This window comes from Thermococcus sp. (assembly GCF_027012695.1).
In the GTDB taxonomy this organism is placed as follows: Archaea; Methanobacteriota_B; Thermococci; order Thermococcales; family Thermococcaceae; genus Thermococcus.
In genome coordinates this window covers 1-5,718 of record NZ_JALUYR010000130.1, presented here as the reverse complement: position 1 = coordinate 5,718, position 5,718 = coordinate 1, and the positions used below count along the sequence as shown (strand labels likewise).

Sequence of the window (5,718 nt, the reverse complement as noted above, 5' to 3'; positions counted from 1 at the left end):
GAGGGCGTGGCACCTCGTTTTCAGGGCCCGGGGCGATGAAGGTTTGCTAAGAGTGGGCTATCTTGCTGGTTTTGGAGAGAAGAACTCAATAGGCTTCGGGATGGTGAAGGTTGATGGGCGAAGAAGAGTGAAGAAGACGTGGGAGGGAGGTGACGGAAATCGGAAAGGTAAAGGCGCTTGAGGAGTTTCTGACAAGACAACCTTCAAAAATTCTTCAATCCCTTAATAAGCCCTCAGAAAAGAGCCCCGAAAATCCATCTCTTTTCCACTGGACAGGGCATCCCTTCACCGATGCCGGGCTGGTTGCCCTACTCCTGCTCAGCGGTAAGGAAAAGCCGGAGGAATTAACCGAGGAGGACGTTGAGAAGGCTGTCGAGTTCGCTTCACAACTATACGCCAGGAAGGAGTGGAGTTCAGGCTACATACATGCAATGATGCTGCCCAACAGCGGAATCCTAATGGCGAATCCCAGCATGTCCAAGAAGCGCACTCCTGAGGCGATAAAGGCAAACCTACTCGCCCTGCTCTCGGAACCTGAGGACCCTGAGGACCCAAACGCCCCAACCTGTGAAATCTGCGGAAGGCGACATGCACGCTTGAAACCGGTCTATAGGTCTGACTTTCCCCTCGTAGGGACTGGAGGCGTTCCAAACTACTTCCCATCGGGCAAGGACGGCGCCAACATCTGCTCCCATTGTCTCTTTCTCTCCCAGATGATGCCGCTAATAGCTTACCGCCTCCCAAGGGTTCTGGTGATTCACGCTTACCCCTACGAACTCATGCTCGAGTTCCACAGGGAGGCGCTGGACGACGTCAGGAAGACGGAGCTTGCCTCCGTTGCCAGGAACTTCAGAAGGCCGGAGAACTTCCTCTTTGAGAAACTCATCGAAATAGGGACGAGCCTCGAAACGGGAAAGCTTGAAAACGCATCGATAACCCTCTACTACTTCGTCAACAACAACCAGGGGCAGGAGGTAGACGTTATCTACATTCCCAATCCTGTTCTACGGTTCGTAGCCTTTGCCGCCAGGGTTGATAGAAGAGGCTGGAACAATATAGTCGCTATGGGCTGGAGAAGGAGGCCCAGCGGGGATGAAGTTGAGGAGTTCAAGAGGCGCTATCCAAACGACGTCTACGCCAGGCTCCTCTCGGGCAAGAGCATACTGCCATACTTCATAGATCCCCATAGCAGGCGGGCCAACTCAAGCTGGAGGCTTCTCTCATTTTATTGCTCGGAGGTGTTGGGCTTGGATAAGGATGCCCTAGAGTTCGTTAAAAGAGTTGCCGACAGGATTGTTGAGACCCTTGAAAAGCTACCCGACAACAAGCTATCGAGGCGCGTCAGGGAGCTTGAGAGGGCGGAAAAGCTCTACCAGTTTGAGGGATTCTTCATCAGGGTTGAGAAGGACAGGCAGGAGCTGGGAATTCCCGGTGCCTTGATGGGCTTCGACGACTTCGCGCGGATTCTCACGAGCTACGGCGAGGACCTGAACGTCTCCTGGAAAACCGTCAGGAACCTGCTTCTCTTCCGCATCTATGAAAGGCTTCACGACAAGCTGATGAAGGCCTCGGAGGATGTTGAAGAACCCGAAGAGGAATTTGAGGAGGGTGAAGAATGAGGTTTGCGACCGGTCTGGTTTTGATAGATGCCCCGCATTCCGCCCTGAACATGCTCGGCATAGACGAAAGCCTCGCGGACAGGAACGTTACGAGGGTGAAGACCTTCAGGAGGGGTGGAAAGCGTTACCCCTATGTCTCCCCACAGGCCTGGCGCTACTGGTGGCGCTTTACTCTAAAGGAGCACTTCGACTGGGAACTTTCGCCTTTGTACCGCGAGCAGAAGCAGGTCTTTACAGCCGCGAACCCGCTCAAGTACCCGGACGACGACGTCTTCGGCTACATGCGGGCCTTTAAAAAGGGCGGTGTGAACGTTACCGTCACAAGGGTTTCGCCCCTGAAGAATACCCCACTAATCTCGGTTCTTCCGGACAGGAACTCCCTGACGGTTGATGAGGGCTACGCATCCAGACACGAAGGTGACCCCGTTCCCTACAGCCAGGAATTCTACTCCACGATCTTCAAGGGGGCCTTCTCGCTCGACCTCGATGCGGTCGGAAGGTTCACGATAATCAGCAAGGCGGGCTTCAAGAACCTCCTCACCCGGGACGACCTTCCAAAGAAGAGGAACAAGAACAATGAGGAAGTGTTCAGAGAAGTTGAGGAAATGGAGAAGCTGGCGGAGGAACTCGGAGTCAAAAGGAACGAAAGGGAATGGCTCATGCCCCCGGAGATAAGAAAGGAGCGCGCCTCCGAGGCAATCAAAGCCCTCCGCTTCCTCACCGGCGGGGCAAAGCAGACGCAGTACCATACGGATGTAACCCCGAAGTTCGTCCTTCTGCTCAGCGTTGACGCCGGAATAAACCCCTTCATAAGCGACATCGTTTTCGAGGAAAACGGTGAAGTTAGGTTCGACGCGGAGGCACTCGCAAGGAGGCTCGGAGACCTGAAGGAGGTCATCCCGGAGGGAGCAAAGCTCTACCTCGGTTATGATACCGGCTTCGTGCGCTCCCTTGGCTGGAACATCGAGGAAATCGCCGAAACACTGAGAACTTCGGGTGTGGAAGTTTTCACCGGAACCGTGGGTGAGGCCGTAGAAGAGTTCGTGAAAGAAATCGAAGCGTACTACGGGTGAGCCGATGATAAGGGTGAAGCTCAAGGCCTGGACGGCTTCCTTCCGCTTTCCAACCTTTCAGTCAGGATATCAACCCACTCTACCAGTTCCTCCTCCATCAACAATACAGGGATTGCTCTCCGCCGCGAAGGGGGAACCCGTTTACCTAACGAAGATTCCCTACGTTGGCTACGTCTTCAGGAGCGAGGGACTCGGCCTCGACCTCGAGAAAATCTACGCCCTGGGAAAGGTCGAGACGGACATAATGAAGCGTGAGTTCCACTATGGGGCGGAGCTTTACCTCTATCTCCCTGATGAGTGGAGAAAACACTTCAAAAAGCCAAGGTACCAGCTCCTCCTCGGAAGGTCAAGCGACGTTGCGACCGTTGAGGAAATAAAAAGGGTGGAGCTTGAGGAGGGGGAAGCTCCCATAGGCGGGACAGTCGTTCCCATTAACCTTGGTCTCCCAGGCATGGTCCACTCGCTCGTCGTTGAATACGACTACTCCAGCATCCCGAGAAGGGCAAGGCTGGTGAAACCCTTCGTCGTCCTCCCTTTTCCAAGGACGCGGGCGGAAAAAAGGAGACAGACGAGAAAGGCCAGCTATGACCCGGAGTTAGACATAGGAGTTTACCTCCACAGGTGGAGCGGATGAAGCTCTGCTACGCCAAGTTCAATCCCCACCAGTTCCTTGAGTGCCATACCCTCGATGCAATCAACGTCCTGAAAAGCCTGAAAAATTCGTTTCACTGGCTCGAAGAACTATCGCCGGGAATCTTCGAACTTTCCTTTTATTCGGTTCTCCTCCATGATATCGGGAAGTGCGCCTCGGGATTCCAGCGTAACCCCCGGAAATGGGGCTACCGCCACGAGCTTCTCTCGGTTCCGTTCGTCCAGTTCTTGGACTACGGGAAGCGTGAGAAAAATCTCATAGCGCTGGCCATACTTACGCACCACAAAACGCTCGACGAGCTGGAGCCGATTCTTCCCGTCAGGGATGAGAGCCTTTCGCCGGAGTTCTACGAAAAGCTTGGGGAGCTCTTAGAGAGGGCGGAATATCTGGAGCGGATGTTCATACCAAGGATTCCGAACATGGAAGCCTACTACTTTGGCACCAAGAGACCGCCGAAGAGGTTTAAACTCCCCTCCGACTGGCGTGAGAGACTCCGGGACTTCGACTTCCAGGAGCTGAAGGAGTGGTACGAGGGGAACCTCAATGGAGAACGACTAACCCTGACATTTCTGAGGGGCATCCTCAACGCCTCCGACCATCTGGCCTCGGCCGGCGAGACTTCCATTGCGCTCATCCCGGACATCGGAGAAAGGCTTGAACTCAGGATTCCACGCGGAAAGCTCCGTCCGCTCCAGGTGAAAGCATCGGAACACCGCGGGAACCTGCTCCTGAAGGCCCCAACTGGCTACGGAAAAACAGAGGCCGCGCTTCTCTGGGCCAACAGAAACGCCTTCAGGAGCGGAAAGAGAATAGCGAGTAGAATCTTCTACGTGCTCCCCTACAAGGCCAGCATAAACGCGATGCACCGCAGACTTCTCGGCCTCTTCTCAGACCCGGAACTCGTTGGAATCCTCCACAGCTCCGCCGGTTTCTACCTCTACTCGTTCTCCCTGGAATACAGGAGGCTCGGCTCGCTCTACCAGAAGATATACACCCCGTTGAAGGTCACAACGCCGTTCCAGCTCATGAAAGCCTTCTTCGGCGTTGGTTTCCATGAGATGCTGAAAACTGAACTGGCCGGCTCACTCCTGATTTTCGACGAAATACACGCCTACGAACCGAACGTCCTCGGGATAATCCTCGCAATGCTCGAAGAGGTTGCCCAGCTAAAGGCGAAGGTCATGGTCATGACCGCAACCCTTCCGGATTTCCTTGAGAACCTCATCAGGGAAACCCTGCCCTTCGGGGAGCTAAAGACTCCGCCGGAGGAAGCAGACAACTTTACACGGCACAGGGTTCACGTCGTTGAGGGAAGCATGGACTCCGTTGGGGAGCTTGTGGAAGAGCTGGGGCTTTACAGACGGGTGAAAAAAACCTCTAAGCCTGCTCTAATAGCCTGCAACAGCGTTGACAGGGCAGTATCTACTTACAATACCCTAAAGGAGCGAGGCTTTAACGTTCTGCTCCTCCACAGCAGGTTCACACACGGCGACAGAGAGAGAAAGGAGAGAGCGCTCCTAGAGAGGATGACCGATTACGACTTCGTCGTTGCGACTCAAGTGGTGGAGGTTTCGCTCGACGTGAGCTTTTCAACCATTCTCACTGAACCGGCCCCGCTCGATGCACTCATACAGCGCTTTGGAAGGGTTAACAGACAGGGATGGAGGAATGGAAGGATAGAAGACGTTTACGTCCTAACTCGGGGTTCCGGGGCAGACAGGAAGATTTACAGAGACTACGAGGTGGTTGAGGAGAGCGTTAAGCTCCTAAAGGAGCTTGACGGCAAAAAACTGAGGGAATCGCTCGTTCCGGAGCTCGTCAGCAGGGCATACTCGGCAATTTCGGAGAAGCTAACTGAGGAGGTTCAGCACTACCGGGAACTCGCGCTGGAGGTGTTCAGCAACGTAAAGCCCCTGCGGAAAGGAGAAAACGAGGAGGCTTTCTACGAGATGTTCAACGGGCTTGAGGCCGTTCCGGGTATATACGCGGGAGAGGTTCTCTGGCTTATAGAGGGTGGAATGGGAATCGAAGCCCACCGCTATCTCGTGCCAGTGCCGATGTGGCTCTACTGGGCAGAGAGCGAGAGCTTCCACAGGCTCAGCGACAGGGGACCGGGAAAACACATCCTCGTCGCGGAGCTTGAGTACAGCCCTGAAACGGGCCTGTTGAGGGAGCCTCTAACTGGAGGAGATATACTGTGACCGGAGGTAAGGGTGTATCCAATAAGACCTCCACCTCACGGAGCCTCGAAGAATACCCCCTCGACCAGCTCCTCATCGGTGGTACCGAAATCAACTACCTCTTCATCTGCCCAACGAAGCTCTGGTATTTCTCACACGGCATTACGATGGAGGGGGAAAGCGAGTGGGTAGAC

Annotated in this window: 6 protein-coding genes; all 6 read left to right on the top strand. The window is 54.6% G+C overall.

All coding sequences use genetic code 11. The features are described from left to right. Positions 1 to 181: CRISPR-associated endoribonuclease Cas6 (locus MV985_RS08990; protein WP_297465496.1), on the top strand; the 181-nt coding region annotated here is incomplete at its 5' end. A gap of 118 nt (positions 182 to 299) precedes the next feature. After that, complete coding sequence (cas8a1, locus tag MV985_RS08985; RefSeq protein ID WP_297465500.1) at positions 300 to 1,619, top strand: type I-B CRISPR-associated protein Cas8b1/Cst1; 1,320 nt, start codon at positions 300 to 302, stop codon at positions 1,617 to 1,619. Next, entirely contained in the window at positions 1,616 to 2,692 is a 1,077-nt protein-coding gene (gene cas7i / locus MV985_RS08980; protein ID WP_297465494.1) for a type I-B CRISPR-associated protein Cas7/Cst2/DevR, read from the top strand. Before cas8a1 ends, cas7i begins: the two co-directional genes overlap by 4 nt. Before the next feature lie 4 nt (positions 2,693 to 2,696). Continuing rightward, the gene (cas5b, locus tag MV985_RS08975) at positions 2,697 to 3,326 is read left to right on the top strand and encodes a type I-B CRISPR-associated protein Cas5b (RefSeq protein WP_297465492.1); all 630 of its coding nucleotides are present in this window, start codon (positions 2,697 to 2,699) and stop codon (positions 3,324 to 3,326) included. Next, a complete protein-coding gene (gene cas3 / locus MV985_RS08970) occupies positions 3,323 to 5,545 on the top strand; it encodes a CRISPR-associated helicase Cas3' (RefSeq protein WP_297465490.1) in 2,223 nt (740 codons plus the stop codon). Before cas5b ends, cas3 begins: the two co-directional genes overlap by 4 nt. Continuing rightward, positions 5,542 to 5,718: Dna2/Cas4 domain-containing protein (locus MV985_RS08965; RefSeq protein ID WP_297465498.1), on the top strand; the 177-nt coding region annotated here is incomplete at its 3' end. The genes cas3 and MV985_RS08965, both read left to right, overlap by 4 nt.

Coding starts and splice junctions, on each gene's coding strand:
- cas7i (WP_297465494.1), top strand. CDS start 1,616: ATGAGGTTTGCGACCGGTCTGGTTTTGATAGATGCCCCGCATTCCGCC.
- cas5b (WP_297465492.1), top strand. CDS start 2,697: ATGATAAGGGTGAAGCTCAAGGCCTGGACGGCTTCCTTCCGCTTTCCA.
- cas3 (WP_297465490.1), top strand. CDS start 3,323: ATGAAGCTCTGCTACGCCAAGTTCAATCCCCACCAGTTCCTTGAGTGC.